Origin of the sequence: Pontivivens ytuae (genome assembly GCF_015679265.1) — a bacterium.
GTDB classification, from domain to species: Bacteria; Pseudomonadota; Alphaproteobacteria; order Rhodobacterales; family Rhodobacteraceae; genus Pontivivens; species Pontivivens ytuae.
Genome location: NZ_CP064942.1, coordinates 2,943,281 through 2,960,333, shown reverse-complemented (window position 1 = coordinate 2,960,333; position 17,053 = coordinate 2,943,281). Strand labels below are relative to the sequence as shown.

The window sequence follows — 17,053 nt, the reverse complement described above, 5'->3', positions numbered from 1 at the left end:
TGGTGGCATGGTCTGGCACGTAGCGCCGGGCTGGGGCCGGTCTAGGTTTTCAGCCCCGCAACCAGCGCCTCGAACGCCTCGCCCCGCGCCTCGAAGCTGGGGAACTGGTCGAAGCTGGCACAGGCCGGCGCGAGCAGCACGGTCTCACTGGGCTGCGCGTCGGCATGGGCGGCCGCCAGCGCCTCCGCAAGGGTGCCGGCGATGATGTGAGGGTGATCACCGAGTTGGGCCGCGAACGCCTCCGCCGCCTCGCCGATCAAGTAGGTCTTCTCGACCCGGTCCATCAGCGGGAGGAGGGAGGCGATCCCGCCCTCCTTCGCCCGGCCGCCCGCGATCCAGCGGATGCGCTCGAAGGCCTTCAGCGCCTGCTCCGCCGCATCGGCATTGGTCGCCTTCGAGTCGTTGACGTAGCGCACGCCGTCCACGTCGCCGACGATCTGGCAGCGATGCGGCAGCCCGGGATAGGAGGCCATGCCCGCCTCGATCGCGCGCGGGGCAAGGCCGAGGCTGCGGCACACCGCATAGGCCGCGCAGGCATTCTGATGGTTGTGCGCGCCGGGCAGCGCCGGCATCGCGCGCAGGTCGATCGAGGCGACCTGCCGCCCCTTGCGCCATTCCGCGAGGAAGCCCTTTCGGGCAAACACACTCCAGCCCGCCCCCTGCAGCTTCTGACCCGAGGAGATGCGGATCACCGGATCGCCGTTCTCCGCCTCCTCCCGCAGTTGCGCTGCGAGGAACCGCCCCTCGACCTCGTCCACCCCGATGATCGACCGCTCCGGCCCACCCTCGGCAAACAGCCGGCGCTTGGCCGCAAAATAGCCGCCCATGCCCCCGTGCCGGTCGAGATGGTCGGGGGAGAGGTTAAGGAACACCGCCACGTCCGGCGACAGCGCGCGCGAAAGCTCGATCTGGTAGCTCGACAGCTCCAGAACCACGATCATCCCGTCGCGGGCGGGCTCGAGATCCAGCACCCCGCGCCCGATATTGCCGCCCATCTGCACGTCGTGCCCGGCGGTGCGCAAAAGGTGGTCGATCAGCGCCGTGGTCGTCGACTTCCCGTTCGAGCCGGTGACGCAGACCACGCGCGGGGGGCGGTCGAAGCTCTCCCAATCCTCGGTCGCGAAGGACCGGAAGAAGAGCCCGATGTCGTTGTCGATCACCGCCCCATGCGCCTGCGCAGTGACGATCGCCGGGTGGGGCGCGGGATAGAGATGCGGAATGCCGGGCGAGGTAATCAGAGCGTCCATCCCCTCGCAAGCGCGATCCTTCGTAAGGTCCGCGATCTCGAACCCCTCGGCCTCAGCCGCTTTACGCGCGGCCTCGCCATCGTCCCAGCAGACCGGCACCGCCCCGCCTGCCGCCAGCGCCCGCGCCGCCGCCAGACCCGATCGGCCCAGCCCCAGGACGCCGACGCGCCGCCCTTCATAACCGCGCACCGGGATCATGCCGCTCTCTCTTCTTCCAATATCCCCGCCGGAGGCTCCCCTCCCCCGAACCGGGGGAGGGTCAGGGAGGGGGCAGCGCCGGTCATCCCGCTCCCCCGCAAACGGGGGAGGGTCAGGGAGCGGGCCGTCGCCACAAGCATCAGCGCAGCTTCAGCGTGGCCAGCCCGATCAGCGCGAGGATCAGCGCGATGATCCAGAAGCGGATGACGATGGTCGACTCCGCCCAGCCCTTCTTCTCGAAATGGTGGTGGATCGGCGCCATCAGGAAGACCCGCTTGCCCGTCCGCTTGTACCAGGCGACCTGGATGATGACCGACAGCGCCTCGACCACGAAGAGCCCGCCGATGATCGCCAGCACGATCTCGTGCTTTGTCGCCACCGCGATCGCGCCCAGCGCGCCGCCCAGCGCCAGCGAGCCGGTGTCGCCCATGAAGACCGCGGCAGGCGGCGCATTGTACCACAGGAACCCAAGCCCCGCGCCGATGACCGCCGCGCAGAACACCGTGATCTCCCCGGTTCCGGGCACGTAATGCACGTCGAGATACTCGGTGAAGTCCACGCGCCCCACGAAGTACGCGATCACCCCGAAGGAGGCCGCCGCGATCATCACCGGCATGATCGCCAGACCATCCAGCCCGTCGGTCAGGTTCACCGCGTTCGCCGCCCCCACGATCACCAGCACGGCGAAGGGAATGAAGACGTAGGAGAGGTTGAGGAGCAGTTCCTTGAACACCGGGAAGGCCAGATGCCCCGACAAATCCGGCGTGTGCAGCCACATCGCCCACACCCCGGCAGCGGCCGACAGCGCGATGCCGATGGCGAGCCGGGTCTTCGCCGGCACGCCCTTCACGTTGCCCTGGCTCACCTTGGCATAGTCGTCGGCAAAGCCGATCGCGCCGAAGCCGAAGGTGACCATCAGCACCATCCAGACATAACCGTTGTCCCACCGCGCCCAGAGCAGCGTGGACACCAGCAGGGCCACCAAGATCAGCACCCCGCCCATGGTCGGCGTGCCCGCCTTCTCGATGATGTGCCGCTCGGGTCCGTCATCGCGGATCGGCTGGCCCTTCTTCTGGCGGCGGCGCAGCTCGTCGATCAGCGGGCGCCCGAAGGCGAAGCCGATGATGAGCGCGGTAAAGAACGCGCCGCCCGACCGGAAGGTCAGGTAGCGGAACAGGTTGAACAGGTCGCCGCCGTCGGACAGGCCGGTGAGGTAGTAGAGCATCAGGGCTCCTCGTCGTCGGGTTCATGGGCGGCCGTGGCCTGCCCGAGTTTGAGAATGGCGTCAACGATCAGCGCCGCCTTCGATCCCTTGGAGCCCTTGACGAGCGCAACGTCACCCGCATCGAGCAGGCGCCCGGCGCGACGGGCCAGCGCCTCGGCCTCGCCATGCCACTCGCCGCGCTTGTCGTGGGGCAGCGCGTGGTGCAGCGCCTGCATCAGTGGCCCGGCAGTGTGGATCCGGTCGCAGGTGGCGAGCGCGGGGTGCTGCGCGAGCTCCGCGTGGAACTCCGCCGCCTTCGGTCCGAGCTCCAGCATGTCGGTCAGGAACGCGACCCTGCGGCCGCGCGCGACGCGACCGATATCGTGCTTCGGCGCGGCGGCCGCCAGCACCTCGAAGGCCGCACCCATCGAGGTCGGGTTGGCATTATAGGCGTCGTCGATCAGCACGATGGAGCCGTCGAGCGCGGCTTCGCCCAGGTTCACCCGCCAGCGCGCGCCCCGCCCCTGCGGCGCCTGCCAGTGGCCGAGCGCCAGCGCGGCCTGCGCGAGGTCGAGGCCCAGCGCCTCGACGGCGGCGAGCACGGCCATCGCGTTCTCCGCCAGATGCCGCCCGGGGGCGGCGAGCTTGAACATCAGGCGATGCCCGCGGATCCGCGCCCGCGCCACGGTGGTCGCGCCGCTGATCCGCGCGCTCACCAGCCGGAATGGCGGCCGTCCCTTTGCCCCGAAGGTCGTGGTCCGCGCCCCCACCTTCAGTGCGCGGTAGCGCAGGGTCGGATAGGTCTCGATATCGCGGTTCAGCACCGCCGTCCCGCCGGGCTCCAGCCCTTCGAGGATCGAGGCCTTCTCCCGCGCGATGCCCCGCACGTCGCGGAAGGCGGCGGCGTGCACCGCAGCAACCGTCGTGACGATCCCCACATGCGGCCGCGCGAGGCGGGAGAGCGGCGCGATCTCGCCCGGTGCGTTCATTCCGATCTCGATCACCGCGAAGTCCGCATCCCGCGGCATCCGCGCCAGCGTCAGCGGCACGCCCCAGTGGTTGTTGAAGCTCTTTTCAGCGGCGTGGACCGTGCCGAAGGCCGCAAGCGTGGCGCGCAGCATCTCCTTCGTGCCGGTCTTGCCGACGGAGCCGGTGACGGCGACCACCTTGGCTTTTGCCCGGGCGCGGGCGGCGACGGCGAGCGCTTCGAGAGCGGGCAGCACGTCGTCCACCATCAGGAGCGGCGCATCCTCGGCCACCCCCTCGGGCCGGCGGGAGACAAGAGCCGCGGCCGCCCCCTTCTCCAGCGCCTGCGCCACGAAATCGTGGCCGTCGCGCACGTCCTTGAGCGCGACGAAGAGGTCACCGGGCTCCAGACTACGCGTGTCGATGGACACGCCTGTGGCGCTCCAGCCCGTGGGGCCGGTGCCTCCGGTGGCCTCCTGCGCCTCCTCTGCCGTCCAGAGCGCGCTCATCGATGGCCTCCGGCAGCATCTGCGTATTTGGAGAAAGATGAAATCACGGCAGGCCGTCCAGTTCGGCGACGATGCGGGCCGCAACCTGGGCATCGTCGAAGGGAAGGGTGACGTCGCCCACGATCTGACCGGTTTCGTGCCCCTTGCCCGCGATCAGGAACACGTCGCCGTCGCGCAGCAGGGTGCAGCCCTCGCGGATCGCCTGCTCGCGGTCGCCGACCTCGCGCGCCCCCGCAGCACCCTCGAGCACGGCAGCGCGGATCGTGGCGGGATCCTCGGAGCGGGGGTTGTCGTCGGTGATGATGGCGATGTCCGCGTTCTCCACCGCCGCGCGGCCCATCAGCGGGCGCTTACCGGGATCGCGGTCGCCGCCCGCGCCGACGGCGACGATCAGGCGGCCCTCGACATGGGGGCGCAGGGCTTTCAACGCAGTCGCCACGCTGTCGGGCGTATGGGAGTAGTCGACATAGACCGTGCCGCCCGCCTGCCGATGCGCCACCCGCTGCATCCGCCCGGCGACGGGCTTCAGCTGCGAGAGTGCGGAGAAGACGCGCGCTGGCGCACCGCCCGCCCCGATGGCGAGGCCGGCGGCGAGCAGTGCATTCTCCGCCTGGAAGGCACCGACCAGCGGCAGCTCCACCTCCGCCTCAACCTGGCCGTAGCGATAGGTGAGGCGCTGGCCGGTCGGGCGGAATTCGACGCGGATCAGGCGGATGCGAGCCTCCTCGCCCTGCCCCACCGCGATCACCCGCTGGCCGCGGGCGGTGGCGAGGGCGGCCATGCGCCGCCCGGCCTCGGTATCGGTGTTGATGACGGCCGTCGCCCCTTCGGGCAGCACCCGGTGGAAGAGCAGCGCCTTGGCGGCCTCATACTCCTCGAACGTCGCGTGGTAGTCGAGGTGATCGCGGCTCAGATGCGTGAAGCCCGCCGCCGCGAGCCGCACGCCATCGAGGCGACGTTGAGCGAGGCCATGGCTCGACGCCTCCATCGCCGCATGGGTCACGCCCTGCTCGTTGAGTGCGCAAAGGAGGTGATGGAGCGTGATCGGCTCCGGTGTGGTGTGGCTGAGCGGCGCCGCGATATGGCCCTCGACGCCCGTCGTGCCGAAGTTGACCGCCGGAAGCCCCATCGCCTGCCAGATCTGGCGGGTAAAGGTGGCGACGGAGGTCTTTCCGTTGGTCCCCGTCACCGCCACCATCGTCTCGGGCTGGGCGCCGTACCAGCGGGCGGCGGCATGGGCGAGCACCGCGCGGGGATCGTCGCTGACGACCACCGGCGCGCCCTCGATCAGGCCCGCGCCCTCGGCGTCGGTCAGGATCACCGCAGCCCCGGCGGCCACCGCCTGATCGGCGAAGCGCGCGCCATGGGCATTCGAGCCCGGCAGGGCGGCGAAGAGATGCCCCGGCCGCACCATCCGGCTGTCCACCGACAGGCCGGTCAGTGCGATCCCCTCCCATCCCGGCGCAGCGCAGCGGACCTCACTGGCGAGGCCGAGCGTGGCAAGGGTCCGGGGGGCGGCGGCGGTGTCGGTCACGGGGCGCGGGCTCTCCACAAAGGTTGCGTCGCGCCACATCTACGCCGACCGGCGATGGGCGCAAGGGGCGATCATGGGCGGGATCCTGCGAGCGTCAGCGGCTCGTCCGACGCCGCGGGCGCCTCCGGCACCGGGCGCAGGCCCAGGATCGGTGCGATCCGGCGGATGGTCTGCCCCGCGGTCGGCGCCGCGGTCCAGCCCGCGGTGCGGCGCACGACGGGGCCGGAGCGGTCGACCGGCTCGTCCAGCGTCACGACCAGCACGTATTCGGGGTCGGAGGCCGGGAAGATCGCGGCGAAGGTCGCGATCACCCGGTCCTCGGCATAGCCGCCGGCGATGGGTTTGTCGGCGGTTCCGGTCTTGCCGCCCACCTCGTAACCCTCGATATCGGCGAAGCTCGCGGTGCCATCGGCGACCACCGCGCGCAGGATGCCGTTCATCGTGGCCGAGGTCGCGGCGGACAGCACACGGTCCTCCTCCGTCGGCAGGGGGGCGTCCGCCATCAGCGTCGGCTCCACCCGCAGGCCGCCATTGGCGATCGTCGCGTAGGCGGTGGCGAGGTGCAGCGGCGTGGCCGCCAGCCCGTGGCCATAGCTCACCGTCATCGTCGACAGCTCCGACCAGCGCGGCGGCAGCAGCGGCCGGGCCGAGCGTGCCTCCGGCAGCTCCACCGGCGAGGGATCGAAGAAGCCGAGGTCGCGCAGGAAGTCCTGCTGCGGGCCGATCCCGGTCTCCAGCGCCATGCGGGCCGTCCCGATATTGGAGGACTTCACCATGACATCCGTCACCGACAGCTCCGGGCCGTAGTTGCGGAAGTCGCGGATGCGGAAGCGCCCCCAGGCGAGCGGGCCGCGGGTGTCGATGATGGTGTGGGGTGTGACCTCGCCCCGCTCCAGCGCCAGCGCCGTGGTGAACGCCTTGAAGGTGGAGCCGAGCTCGTAGACGCCTTGGCTCGCGCGCGAAAACAGAAGCTCGTCCTCCGGCCCCCGCGGCGCGGGCCGGTCGTTCGGATCGAAATCGGGCAGCGAGACCATGGAGACGATCTCGCCATTGTCCGCGCGCATCAGGATCCCGGCGGCGCCCACGGCGTCGAACCGGTCCATCTGGTGCTCCAGCACATCGCGCATGGCGTTCTGGACGCGCAGGTCGATCGAGAGGCGCAGGGGCGTGTTGACCTGCGCCGGATCGCCGAGCCGGTCATCGTAGGTGAACTCGATCCCGGCCACGCCCGCGACCTCGGCCGCGCGCGCGCCCTCCCGCTCGAACCGCGCTCCGCCGAGGATATGGCCCAGCCGCTGGCCCTGCGGGTAGATCCGCGTCTCGCGCGGGCCGAAATAGACGCCCGGCTGGCCGAGATCGTGGACGGCCTGCTGCTGCTCCGGGCTGATCTGGGAGCGGACCCAGTGGAAATTGCCGCGCCCCTCGAAGCGGGTGAGCAGCGTCTTCTCGTCGAGATCGGGGAAGATCTCGGCAAGGCCGCGCGCCACGCCCGGCATGTCCACCATCTGCCGCGTCTCGACGTAGAGCGCGGAGGTCACGATGTTCGTCGCCAGAAGCTCGCCGTTGCGGTCCACGATGTCGGCGCGGTGCGCACGCATCGGATCGCCCGCGAACTCGGCCACCGGCTCCTCCGGATCGGTCGCGGCGAGCATGGTCATCCGCCCGCCCACGGCGAGGAAGCACATCAGGAACAGGACCGACAGGAGCCACAGCCGCCCCTCGGCACGCCTCCGCTCCTCGGCCCGTCTCGCGCGCAGGGCGGCCGCCCGGCGCTCCGCCTCGGCGATGTCGGGGTCGATGCCCTGGTTGCGCGCGGCGATGACGCGGGCGAGGGGGCGCAATGGGACACGGATCATCGGGCCACCCCCTCGACATAGGTCTGGGTCACCTCGTCCATGGTCATCGGCAGCCGGAAGTCGCGGTTGAGCGGCATGCGGGACGAGATCGCGGCCGGGTCCTCCACCGGGTAGGCCACCATCGAGAGCTCGCCGAAATGCTGCGGGTCGAGCGGCATCAGGCCCAGCCGGTCGAAATGCATCGCGGTCAGCCGCTCCAGCCGCTCGGGGCGGTTTAGCCAGGCCCACTCGACCCGAAGGACAGAGATCGTCTCGCGCGTCTGCGCAATCTCCGCGCGCAGCTCGGCCACGTTCTCTAGGGCGGCCTTGGTGCGGTAGTTCACCTCGTAGGCCCAGGAGGCGACGGCGACGACGAGGGCCACGGCAAGGACATAGATCGGGCTCTTCATGGCGCGCCCCCGAGCAGGTCGAGGTCGAGGCGCGGCAGGCCGAGCCCCGTCACCTTCGCCGGATGGGCGGGGGCCGACGTGCGGCGCGCCGCACGGAGCTTGGCGGAGCGGGCGCGGGGGTTCGCCTCCAGCTCCGCAGGGCCGGCGGTGACCGCGCGCTTCGTGATCGGCTCGAAGCTGGGTGCCGCGGCCTCCTCGGCCGGCTGGTAGCGGTTCCCGCCCCCGGCGCGGCCGGACCGTTCGGCGAGGAACCGCTTCACGATCCGGTCCTCCAGCGAATGGAAGGTGACGACGACCAGCTTGCCGCCCTCCACCAGCATCTCCTCCGCCGCGAGCAGGCCCCGAACAAGCTCCGCCAGTTCCTCGTTCACCGCGATGCGCAGCGCCTGGAAGGTGCGGGTCGCGGGATGCGGCTGGCCGGGTTTCTGCTTGGGCAAGACACTCGCCACGATCTCGGCGAGCGCAAGCGTCGAGTCCGGGATGGGACGTGCGGCGACGATGGCCTTCGCGATGCGGCGCGACGCCCGCTCCTCGCCATACTGGAAGATCAGGTCGGCGAGGTGCGCCTCGCTCGCGCCGTTCACGATGTCTGCGGCGCTCTCGCCCTCCCCGCTCATGCGCATGTCGAGCGGGCCGTCCTTCTGGAAGGAGAAGCCGCGCGCCGCCTCGTCGATCTGCATCGAGCTCACGCCGATATCGAGGACGACGCCGTCCAGCGCCTCCACCCCCGCGGCGCGGGCAAGCGCATCGAGCCGCCCGAAGGTGCCTGCGAGGAAGGTGAAGCGCGCGCCATAGGCGTCGGCCCAGCGCGCCACCTCCGCCTCGGCCCGTGGATCGCGATCAACGCCGAGCACCCGCTCCGCCCCGGCATCGAGCAGCGCGCGGGTATAGCCGCCGGCACCCAACGTGCCGTCGAGCCACACGCCCTCCACCGGGCTTGCGGCCTCCAGCACCTCGCCAAGCAGGACGGGGATATGCGGCGCGTCGGTCATTGGACGTTGTACTTCGCCTTGGCGGCGCGGATCAGCTCGAAGAGGTTCTCCGGATCCGGCTCGCTCGGCATCGCGCCGGAGCTCACGGCCTCGAAGCCCTCGGGCGACCAGATCTGGAAACGCTCCACCATGCCGGAGAAGACGGCCTGATCGCCGATCCCCGTCTTCTCCCTCATCTCGGCGGTCAGGCCGAAGCGGCCGTTCTCGTCGAGCGTGAGGTTGGCCGAGCCCGAGGCGAGACGCCGCGCGATCCGGTCCCGCTCCTCGGTGAAGCGGGGCAGTGCATAGATCTCGTCATCGATCAGCTCGATCTCGGCCACGGAATAGACGTTGAGGCAGGGCTGGCTGTCCTGGTTCTTCACAACGACGAAGGGAACGGGATCGCCGGACTGCCAGCCGGGCGCGCCGGCCTCCAGCACCCGGCGGAACGGCGCAGGCACGGAGACGCGACCTTTCGCGTCGACCTTATGGGTCCATTCTCCACGGAACCTCAGCGCCACGTCTGTCCCTCACCCACGCGCGTTAACCGGGGTCGAGGAAAAGAAAACGGCGGGTGCGCCTGCTCAAACGCGCATCCCGCCGCCTCTGTCCCTCGAAGATCTGCCGACGCAGCGGCTGCTTGGTTCGGTTCGCGCCAGTCTTATCTGCGTCTTGTCTTCGCCTTCTTCTTCGGACGAAAGGGCGGCCTGATGAAACCTGCCTCTGATTTCGGCCGGCGCCTTTGCGGCGTCTCGACGTGGTGCTCTTTCATCTGAATCAGGGTGTACCATGGGTAACCATGGGGAACAAACAATTTTCATGGGCCATGATGGGATTTAGATGGGAAACCGGAGGGCGAGTACGCCGCCGGGCGTTAACCCTTCGGCAGTTTGGTGGCTCAAGCCGTCAATCAACCACTATATGTTGTGCTGTTGCGCCAAAGATACGCGCCCCACGCTGTCCCACGGTGTCCCATGACAGATCAGGTGCGGAGGGTCTGTAAGCCGGATTCTGTCCGGGGGACCGTCAGACGTGTCCCCGTGGATGATCATTCATCTGGGCCGCCGCTTGCGCGGGACCTCGAGCAGCCAACCCGGACCGCGGGGAGAAGCACCCCATGCGCGATCCCTATTCGGCCTTGCTCCCGGCGGGGCTTGCCGTGCCCGGTCTGTTGCCAGCCCGGCGGTGGGCTCTTACCCCACCGTTTCACCCTTCCCCGTCGCCGGGGGGTCTGTTCTCTGTGGCGCTGTCCCTCGGGTTGCCCCGGCCGGGCGTTACCCGGCGCCGTCGCTTCTGGGAGTCCGGACTTTCCTCGGACACGCATGCCCGCGATCATCCAACCCTCCGCACGGCCCCTGCCCTAGTCCCTCGCAGGCGCCTGGTCAATCGCGCAAAGCCCTCGATTCGCTGGGCAGTCAACCGTTGACCATGGGGAATCTGCACTAATGTAGAGGCCAGTCCTGCCGCACCGGGACGGCCACCACCCGCATTGAGGCCCTGCAAGAGGCCGCGCGGCGACCCGGCGGCGCTTCGCGGCATGGTCCGCATCTCAACGAGACCGGCACGCGAACCCGGCACTACTCGCTAGCTTATTCGGGAGGCCAGCCATGGCAGTTTCTTTCACCGTGAACGGGGAGCGTCGCAGCGTCGACGTGGATCCGGACACTCCGCTCCTCTGGGTCCTGCGCGACGAGTTGGGCCTGACGGGCACCAAGTTCGGCTGCGGCATCGCGCAGTGCGGCGCGTGCACCGTGATGCTCGACGGCGCGACCCGCCGCGCCTGCGTGACGCCGGTCTCCACCCTCGAAGGCGCCACGGTCGAAACGATCGAGGCGCTCGACAGCCCCGAGAGCCGCGCCGTGCAGGCCGCCTGGACCGAGATCGACGTGCCGCAATGCGGCTACTGCCAGTCCGGGCAGGTCGTGACCGCCACCGCCCTCCTGCAGATGATCCCCCGCCCGACGGACGAGGACATCGACGCCGCCATGGCCGGGAACATCTGCCGTTGCGCCACCTATGTGCGCATCCGGCAGGCGATCCACCGCGCCGCCGACATGCTGGAGGCCTGAGCCCATGACCATCATGAACGTCTCCCGCCGCGGCTTCCTCGCCGGAGCCGGCGGCCTCGTCATCGCCGTTACCCTGCCCTCCGCGGGCCGGGCGCAGCAGGCAGCCTCCGTCCTGCGGCCCGACACGGCGACCGGCGCGATCCTGTCGCCGAACGCCTTCGTGCGGATCGGGGAGGACGACCTCGTCACCGTGATCGTGCACCACCTCGAGATGGGCCAGGGCTCCTATACCGGCATCCCGATGCTGGTGGCCGAGGAGCTCGACGCCGACTGGGGCCAGATGCGCGTGACCAGCGCGCCCGCGGACATCTCGCGCTATGTGAACCCGATGTTCGGCATCCAGGGCACCGGCGGCTCCACCGGCCTCGCGTCGTCCTGGGAGCCTCTGCGGCGCGCCGGGGCCACCGCCCGCGCGATGCTGGTCGAGGCGGCCGCCCGCGAATGGGACGTGCCCGCCGAGGAGATCACGGTCGTCGACGGCCGCATCGCCCACGAGGCCAGCGGCAACGAGAGCGGCTTCGGCCCCATGGCGCAGGCCGCCCTCGACCGCGGCGTCGAGGCTCCGGAGGACGTTCGCCTCAAGGAGCCCTCCGAATACAAGCTGATCGGCAAGCAGGCCGGCCGCCTCGACAGTGCGTCGAAATCGGACGGCTCCGCGATCTTCACCATGGACGTGATGCGCGAGGGCCAGCAGGTCGTCTCCATCGTCCATCCGCCGAAATTCGGCGCGACGGTCGCGTCCTTCGATCCGTCGGCAGCGCTGGAGATCAACGGCGTCAACGCCGTGCGCGAGGTCCCCACCGGCGTTGCGGTCTACGCCGACAACACCTGGGCCGCCTTCAAGGGCCGCGAGGCTGTGAGCGTGACCTGGGACGAAACGGGGGCGGAGACGCGCTCCTCCGAGCAGATGTACGAGATCTGGGCGGCGGCCGCGCGCGCCTCGGGCCGCGTGGCCGAAGCCTCCGGCAATGTGGAGGAGGCGCTCGCCTCGGCTACTACCACCCACGAGGCCGAGTACGTTTTTCCCATGCTCGCCCACACGCCGATGGAGCCTCTGGACGGCGTCATCGAGCTGACCGAGGACGGGGCGGAGGCCTGGCTCGGCTCCCAGCTTCCGACCGTCGATCACCAGACGGTGGCCGGACGGCTGGGCATGGAGCTCGACCAGGTCCAGATCCACACGATGATGGCCGGCGGCAGCTTCGGCCGCCGCGCGACGCCCGCCTCCCACTTCGCGGGTGAGCTGGCGGAGGTGGCCCGCGCCGCGGGACCGGGTGCCTACAAGCTCGTCTGGACGCGCGAAAACGACGTGCGCGGCGGCTATTACCGCCCGATCACGGTGCACCGCCTGCGTGGCGGCCTCGACGCAGACGGCAACATCGTCGCCTGGGACAACGGCATCGCCAACCAGTCCATCATCGCGGGCTCGCCCTTCGAGATGCTGATGGAGGACGGGGTGGACGCGACCTCGGTCGAGGGCGCGACCCGCATGCCCTACGCCTGGCCCGCCCACCGGGTGAGCTGGTCGCAGATGGAAAGCCCGATCCCCGTGCTCTGGTGGCGCTCGGTCGGCCACACCCATACCGGCTACGCGACGGAGACGTTCCTCGACGAGCTGCTGGAGATGGGCGGCAAGGACGCGATCGCCGGCCGACTGGAGCTCATTCAGGACAGCCCCCGCGACCGCGGCGTGCTGGAGCGGGTGGCCGACATGGCCAACTGGTCTGGCCCCGATGCGGGCAACGGCCGGATGCTGGGCGTCGCCCTGCACGAGAGCTTCTCGACCTATGTCGCCATGATCGCGGAGGTTGAGGAGCGCAACGGCATGCCCCACACCACCCGCATGTGGTGCGCGGTCGATTGCGGCATCGCGGTGAACCCGGACGTGGTCGTCTCGCAGATCGAGGGCGGCATGCTCTTCGGCCTCGGGACGGCGATGTTCAACGAGATCACCATGGCCCGCGGCGGGGAGATCGTGCAGTCCAACTGGCACGACTACCGCATGCTGCGCATCAACGAGCAGCCGCAGATCGAGGTCTCCATCATCGACAGCTCCGAGGCGCCGACCGGCGTGGGTGAGCCCGGCACGCCGCCGGTCGCGCCCGCCGTCGGCAATGCGTGGCGCGCCCTCACGGGCCGCACTCCGCGCCGCCTGCCCTTCCAGCCCGTCAGCGCCGTGTGAGGAGACCCGACATGAAGACGCTACTTGCCACGGGCGCGGCCCTCGCCGCGCTCGCCCTGAGCCTGCCGCTCGCAGCCCAGGACACGCTGCGCGAGGTCTCCTCCTTCGACAGTATCGAGGACGAGGAGGAGCGCGCGCAGGCGATCTTCCGCGAGATGGCCAAGGTCATCACCCACCCGCGCTGCATGAACTGCCACCCGGTCGACAACTTCGCGCGGCAGGGCGATGCGATGGCCATGCACCAGCCCCCCGTCGTGCGCTATGACGAGGGCGGCTTCGGCGCACCCGGCCTGCAGTGCAATTCCTGCCACGGGGTGGAGAACGTGGCCTACGCCACCGGCACCGGCTCGATCCCGGGTCACGAGCCGTGGCATCTCGCGCCCGGCTCCATGGGCTGGATCGGTCTGACCGTCGGCGAGATCTGCCAGCAGATCCAGGATCCGGAGCGCAATGGCGGCCGCACCCTTGCCGACATCCACGAACATCACGCCGAGGACGGCCTCGTCGGCTGGGCGTGGGATCCGGGCGAGGGCCGCACGCCGGCGCCGGGCAGCCAGGCGCTCTTCGGCGACCTCACCCAGGCCTGGATCGATGCCGGAGCGCACTGCCCGAGCTGATCCTCACGATTTCGGCAGAAAGTTGCCGCCGACGTGAACAAAAGTTGCCCCGCGGCCGATTGAAGCGGCCGCGGGGCGTCCCATTTCATGACCTAACGTCAGTTGAGAATGGAGGGCGTGATGTTTCCCCTGAGATCCACCCTGAACCGTCGCGCCGTCCTGTCGGGCGCCGCAGCCATGGGCACCGCGGCACTCGCCGCACCGGCCGTCGTCCGGGCGCAAGGCACCCCGGCCGACAGCGCCGAGACCGAGTTCGCCTACGAGATCACCCGGTCGGATGCGGAGTGGCGTGAGCAGCTCAGCGAGCTCGAATACGCGATCCTGCGCGAAGGCCAGACCGAGCGGACCTTCATCAGCTCCTATGCGAGCGAGAACAATCCGGGGCTCTACCACTGCAAGGGCTGCGACCTGCCGCTCTACAGCTCCGAATGGTACTCCCCGCAGGAGATCGGCTTCGTCTTCTTCGAGCACGCGATCCCGAACGCCGTGCTGACGGGCATCGACATCACCGACTATAACGGTGCGCTGCCCCAGCCGACGGAGTTCTTCCAGGTGCACTGCCGCCGCTGCGGCAGCCATCTCGGCCACGTCGTCGCGATCCGCGGACAGGTGCTCCACTGCATCAACGGCACGTCGCTGCGGCTGGAACCGGCGGAGGCGTAAGGCGGCGCAGCCTTTAGAGCTGCGCCATCACCTCGTCGGAAATCTCGAAATTGGCGGTGACGGTCTGCACGTCGTCATCGTCCTCCAACGCCTCGATCAGCTTCATCAGCTTCTGCGCGCCTTCCAGGTCGAGCTCGGTGGTCGTCTGCGGCTTCCAGATCAGCTTGGTCGACTCGCTCTCGCCAAGTTCCGCCTCCAGCGCATTCGACACGTCGTTGAGGTCGGTGTCCGCGGTCAGGATCACATGCCCGTCCTCGGAGCTTTCGACATCCTCGGCCCCCGCCTCGATCGCGGCCATCATCACGGTGTCCGCGTCGCCCGCCTCCGCCGGATAGGTGATCTCACCCTTGCGGTCGAACATGAACCCGACCGAGCCGGTCTCACCGAGGTTCCCGCCGTTCTTCGTGAAGGTCGAGCGGACGTTGGACGCCGTGCGGTTGCGGTTGTCGGTCATCGCCTCGACGATCACCGCCACGCCGTTGGGCCCGTAGCCCTCATAGCGGATCTCATCATAGGTCTCCCCATCGCCGCCCGTCGCCTTCTTGATCGCGCGCTCGATATTGTCCTTGGGCATGGACTGCGACTTCGCCTCCTTCACGGCGAGGCGCAGGCGCGGGTTCTTGTCGGGATCCGGATCGCCCATCTTCGCGGCGACCGTGATCTCCTTTGAGAGCTTGGAGAAGAGCTTCGACCGCACGGCGTCCTGACGACCCTTGCGATGCTGGATGTTGGCCCATTTGGAATGGCCGGCCATGGGGGCCTCCGTTCATGCGTCGTGAAATCTGCCCTGCGGTATAGGACAGGCCCGCCACCCTGTTCAAGAAAGCGGCCTTCATCTTTCCTCAAATACGCGCCCTAGAGCGGCCAGATGAAGGGGATGACGATGGCTGAGACCAAGCCGAGGGTGATATTGAGAGGCGCGCCCACCTTGATGAAGTCGGTGAAACGGTAGCCGCCGGGCCCGTAGACCAGCGTGTTGGTCTGGTAGCCGATGGGCGTTGCGAAACTCGCCGAGGCCGCGACCATCACCGCGATGACCAGTGGGCGCGGGTCCACGCCCAGCTCCGCCGCGAGCCCGACGGCCACCGGTGTCACGACCACCGCCACCGCGTTGTTCGACACCAGCTCCGTCAGCACCGACGTCATCAGGAAGATCGCCCAGACCAGTAGTACGGGCGGCAGGTCGGCCAGCGCCGGGGCGAGCGCCATGGCGATCAGGTCGACACTTCCGGCCGCGCTTAGCCCTGCCCCGATCACCAGCATGGAGAAGATCAGCGCGAGCAGCCGCCCGTCCACGAGGCTCATCGCCTCGTCACTGTCGATGGCGCGCGTGACCAGCACCACGGCGACCCCGATCAGCCCGAGGATGTGGATCGGCGCGACGGAGAACGCCGCGAGCCCCACCACGCCGGCCAGCACGAACAGCACCATCGGCGCGTGGGTGCGCCGGTAGGCCCGCTCCACCGGCTCGGCGAGGTTCACGAGGTCCACATCGCGGGCCAGCCGCTCGATATCCTCCGGATCGCCTTCGAGCAGCAGCGTGTCACCCACCCGCACGATCACGTCGTCCATCTGCCGACCGAGATTCTGGTTCCGCCGGTGGATCGCCAGCGGATAGACCCCGTAGCGCCGCCGCAGCCGCAGCCCGCCCAGCGTTCGGCCCACGAGGCGGCAGCCCGGCGAGATCAGCGCCTCGACCGTAACCATCTGCCGCCCGTCGGCGCGGTCGACCATCACGACGTCCGGGCTCTCCTTCAGCCCCAGAAGCTCGTTGACCGCAGTGCGCAGTACGACGCGATCACCCTCCTCCAGCTTCACGTCCGGGAAGTCGCGGCGCAGCGAGGCATCGCCCCGCAGCACGTCGATCACCCGCATGCCGTCGCGGGTGAAGAGCCCGATCTCCATCGCCGGGCGCCCCACGAGGCGAGAGCCGACGGGGATCGCCACTTCCGTGAAGAATTTCGGGCTCTTGCGCGCACTCAGAAAGCCCGCCATCGAATGCCGGTCCGGCAAGAGATGCGGCCCGATCAGCCGCAGATAGACCATGCCGACACAGGCGAGGATCAGGCCAAGCGGCGTGATCTCGAACAGGGTAAACGGCTCCAGCCCCAGATCGCGCGCCACCCCGTCCACAAGCAGGTTCGTCGAGGTGCCGATCAGCGTGCAGAGCCCGCCGAGGATCGCGGCATAGCTGAGCGGGATCAGGAGCTTGGAGGGGGCGAGCCGCAGCCGCTGCGCCAGCCCCACCACGATGGGGATCAGCATCACCACGACGGGCGTGTTGTTCATGAAGGCCGACGCCACCACGGTGAAGAGGCCCAGCGCCATGATCACCCGGATCGGCCGCTTGCCCGCCTGCTCCGCGATCCGGCTCGAGAACGCGGCGAGCGCCCCGGTCCGCACCAGCGCCCCGGTCAGGATGAACATCGCCGCGATCGTCCACGGCGCGGGGTTGGAGACGGCACCCAGCACGACCTCCTGCGGGGCGATGCCGCTGACGATCATCAGCGTGGCCGCGCCCATCGCGACGACCTCGACCGGCCAGCGTTCGGTCAGGAACAGGACGAACATGACGAGGACGATGGCGATGCCGCCCATCGCCGGACCCATATTCGCGGTCATCAACTCTGTCACGGACGCCTATCCCC

General features: G+C 69.4%; 14 protein-coding genes and 1 other RNA gene. 4 read left to right on the top strand and 11 right to left on the bottom strand.

The window, feature by feature from the left end; translation table 11 throughout:
• Positions 1-41 precede the first annotated feature (41 nt).
• The 9 genes from murD to rnpB form a co-directional block, all read right to left on the bottom strand.
• Positions 42-1,445, bottom strand: a complete 1,404-nt coding sequence (murD, locus tag I0K15_RS14550; protein WP_196102226.1) for a UDP-N-acetylmuramoyl-L-alanine--D-glutamate ligase — start codon at positions 1,443-1,445, stop codon at positions 42-44.
• A gap of 139 nt (positions 1,446-1,584) precedes the next feature.
• Positions 1,585-2,670, bottom strand: coding sequence for a phospho-N-acetylmuramoyl-pentapeptide-transferase (gene mraY / locus I0K15_RS14545; protein WP_196102225.1), 1,086 nt, complete (start codon positions 2,668-2,670; stop codon positions 1,585-1,587).
• A complete protein-coding gene (locus I0K15_RS14540) occupies positions 2,670-4,124 on the bottom strand; it encodes a UDP-N-acetylmuramoyl-tripeptide--D-alanyl-D-alanine ligase (protein WP_196102224.1) in 1,455 nt (484 codons plus the stop codon). Before I0K15_RS14540 ends, mraY begins: the two co-directional genes overlap by 1 nt.
• A gap of 43 nt (positions 4,125-4,167) precedes the next feature.
• Positions 4,168-5,658 carry a UDP-N-acetylmuramoyl-L-alanyl-D-glutamate--2,6-diaminopimelate ligase gene (locus I0K15_RS14535; RefSeq protein WP_422393984.1) on the bottom strand — a complete coding sequence of 497 codons (1,491 nt, stop codon included), beginning with the start codon at positions 5,656-5,658 and terminating at the stop codon, positions 4,168-4,170.
• 71 nt (positions 5,659-5,729) lie between these two features.
• On the bottom strand, positions 5,730-7,514 hold the full coding sequence (locus I0K15_RS14530; RefSeq protein ID WP_196102222.1) for a peptidoglycan D,D-transpeptidase FtsI family protein: 1,785 nt from the start codon (positions 7,512-7,514) through the stop codon (positions 5,730-5,732).
• Complete coding sequence (gene ftsL / locus I0K15_RS14525) at positions 7,511-7,903, bottom strand: cell division protein FtsL (protein WP_196102221.1); 393 nt, start codon at positions 7,901-7,903, stop codon at positions 7,511-7,513. Before ftsL ends, I0K15_RS14530 begins: the two co-directional genes overlap by 4 nt.
• Positions 7,900-8,895, bottom strand: coding sequence for a 16S rRNA (cytosine(1402)-N(4))-methyltransferase RsmH (gene rsmH, locus I0K15_RS14520; protein WP_196102220.1), 996 nt, complete (start codon positions 8,893-8,895; stop codon positions 7,900-7,902). The genes ftsL and rsmH overlap by 4 nt, the downstream gene beginning before the upstream one ends.
• A complete protein-coding gene (locus I0K15_RS14515) occupies positions 8,892-9,335 on the bottom strand; it encodes a division/cell wall cluster transcriptional repressor MraZ (protein WP_230374137.1) in 444 nt (147 codons plus the stop codon). The genes rsmH and I0K15_RS14515 overlap by 4 nt, the downstream gene beginning before the upstream one ends.
• 523 nt (positions 9,336-9,858) lie before the next feature.
• Positions 9,859-10,222: RNase P RNA component class A (gene rnpB, locus I0K15_RS14510), an RNA gene on the bottom strand.
• A gap of 259 nt (positions 10,223-10,481) precedes the next feature.
• Between rnpB and I0K15_RS14505 the strand changes: the two genes are divergently transcribed.
• The 4 genes from I0K15_RS14505 (at position 10,482) to I0K15_RS14490 (ending at position 14,405) form a co-directional block, all read left to right on the top strand.
• Positions 10,482-10,943: a (2Fe-2S)-binding protein gene (locus I0K15_RS14505; RefSeq protein WP_196102218.1), complete on the top strand. Its 462-nt coding sequence runs from the start codon at positions 10,482-10,484 to the stop codon at positions 10,941-10,943.
• Between the two features lie 4 nt (positions 10,944-10,947).
• Entirely contained in the window at positions 10,948-13,125 is a 2,178-nt protein-coding gene (locus I0K15_RS14500) for a xanthine dehydrogenase family protein molybdopterin-binding subunit (RefSeq protein ID WP_196102217.1), read from the top strand.
• An 11-nt stretch (positions 13,126-13,136) separates the two neighbouring features.
• Positions 13,137-13,742, top strand: coding sequence for an Isoquinoline 1-oxidoreductase subunit (locus I0K15_RS14495; RefSeq protein WP_196102216.1), 606 nt, complete (start codon positions 13,137-13,139; stop codon positions 13,740-13,742).
• Between the two features lie 120 nt (positions 13,743-13,862).
• On the top strand, positions 13,863-14,405 hold the full coding sequence (locus I0K15_RS14490; RefSeq protein ID WP_196102215.1) for a peptide-methionine (R)-S-oxide reductase: 543 nt from the start codon (positions 13,863-13,865) through the stop codon (positions 14,403-14,405).
• A gap of 13 nt (positions 14,406-14,418) precedes the next feature.
• Here I0K15_RS14490 and I0K15_RS14485 read toward each other — a convergent pair whose 3' ends face one another.
• Together I0K15_RS14485 and I0K15_RS14480 are read right to left on the bottom strand one after the other, a co-directional pair.
• Complete coding sequence (locus tag I0K15_RS14485) at positions 14,419-15,159, bottom strand: YebC/PmpR family DNA-binding transcriptional regulator (RefSeq protein ID WP_196102214.1); 741 nt, start codon at positions 15,157-15,159, stop codon at positions 14,419-14,421.
• Positions 15,160-15,260: 101 nt separating this feature from the next.
• Positions 15,261-17,027, bottom strand: coding sequence for an SLC13 family permease (locus I0K15_RS14480; RefSeq protein WP_196105483.1), 1,767 nt, complete (start codon positions 17,025-17,027; stop codon positions 15,261-15,263).
• Between the last annotated feature and the right edge of the window lie 26 nt (positions 17,028-17,053).

What these genes read in the sequence shown, in the direction of transcription:
- I0K15_RS14530 (WP_196102222.1), bottom strand. Translation starts at nt 7,514, where the DNA reads ATGATCCGTGTCCCATTGCGCCCCCTCGCCCGCGTCATCGCCGCGCGC.
- murD (WP_196102226.1), bottom strand. Translation starts at nt 1,445, where the DNA reads ATGATCCCGGTGCGCGGTTATGAAGGGCGGCGCGTCGGCGTCCTGGGG.
- I0K15_RS14495 (WP_196102216.1), top strand. Translation starts at nt 13,137, where the DNA reads ATGAAGACGCTACTTGCCACGGGCGCGGCCCTCGCCGCGCTCGCCCTG.
- I0K15_RS14480 (WP_196105483.1), bottom strand. Translation starts at nt 17,027, where the DNA reads ATGACCGCGAATATGGGTCCGGCGATGGGCGGCATCGCCATCGTCCTC.
- I0K15_RS14485 (WP_196102214.1), bottom strand. Translation starts at nt 15,159, where the DNA reads ATGGCCGGCCATTCCAAATGGGCCAACATCCAGCATCGCAAGGGTCGT.
- I0K15_RS14500 (WP_196102217.1), top strand. Translation starts at nt 10,948, where the DNA reads ATGACCATCATGAACGTCTCCCGCCGCGGCTTCCTCGCCGGAGCCGGC.
- I0K15_RS14540 (WP_196102224.1), bottom strand. Translation starts at nt 4,124, where the DNA reads ATGAGCGCGCTCTGGACGGCAGAGGAGGCGCAGGAGGCCACCGGAGGC.
- mraY (WP_196102225.1), bottom strand. Translation starts at nt 2,670, where the DNA reads ATGCTCTACTACCTCACCGGCCTGTCCGACGGCGGCGACCTGTTCAAC.
- I0K15_RS14490 (WP_196102215.1), top strand. Translation starts at nt 13,863, where the DNA reads ATGTTTCCCCTGAGATCCACCCTGAACCGTCGCGCCGTCCTGTCGGGC.
- rsmH (WP_196102220.1), bottom strand. Translation starts at nt 8,895, where the DNA reads ATGACCGACGCGCCGCATATCCCCGTCCTGCTTGGCGAGGTGCTGGAG.
- ftsL (WP_196102221.1), bottom strand. Translation starts at nt 7,903, where the DNA reads ATGAAGAGCCCGATCTATGTCCTTGCCGTGGCCCTCGTCGTCGCCGTC.
- I0K15_RS14505 (WP_196102218.1), top strand. Translation starts at nt 10,482, where the DNA reads ATGGCAGTTTCTTTCACCGTGAACGGGGAGCGTCGCAGCGTCGACGTG.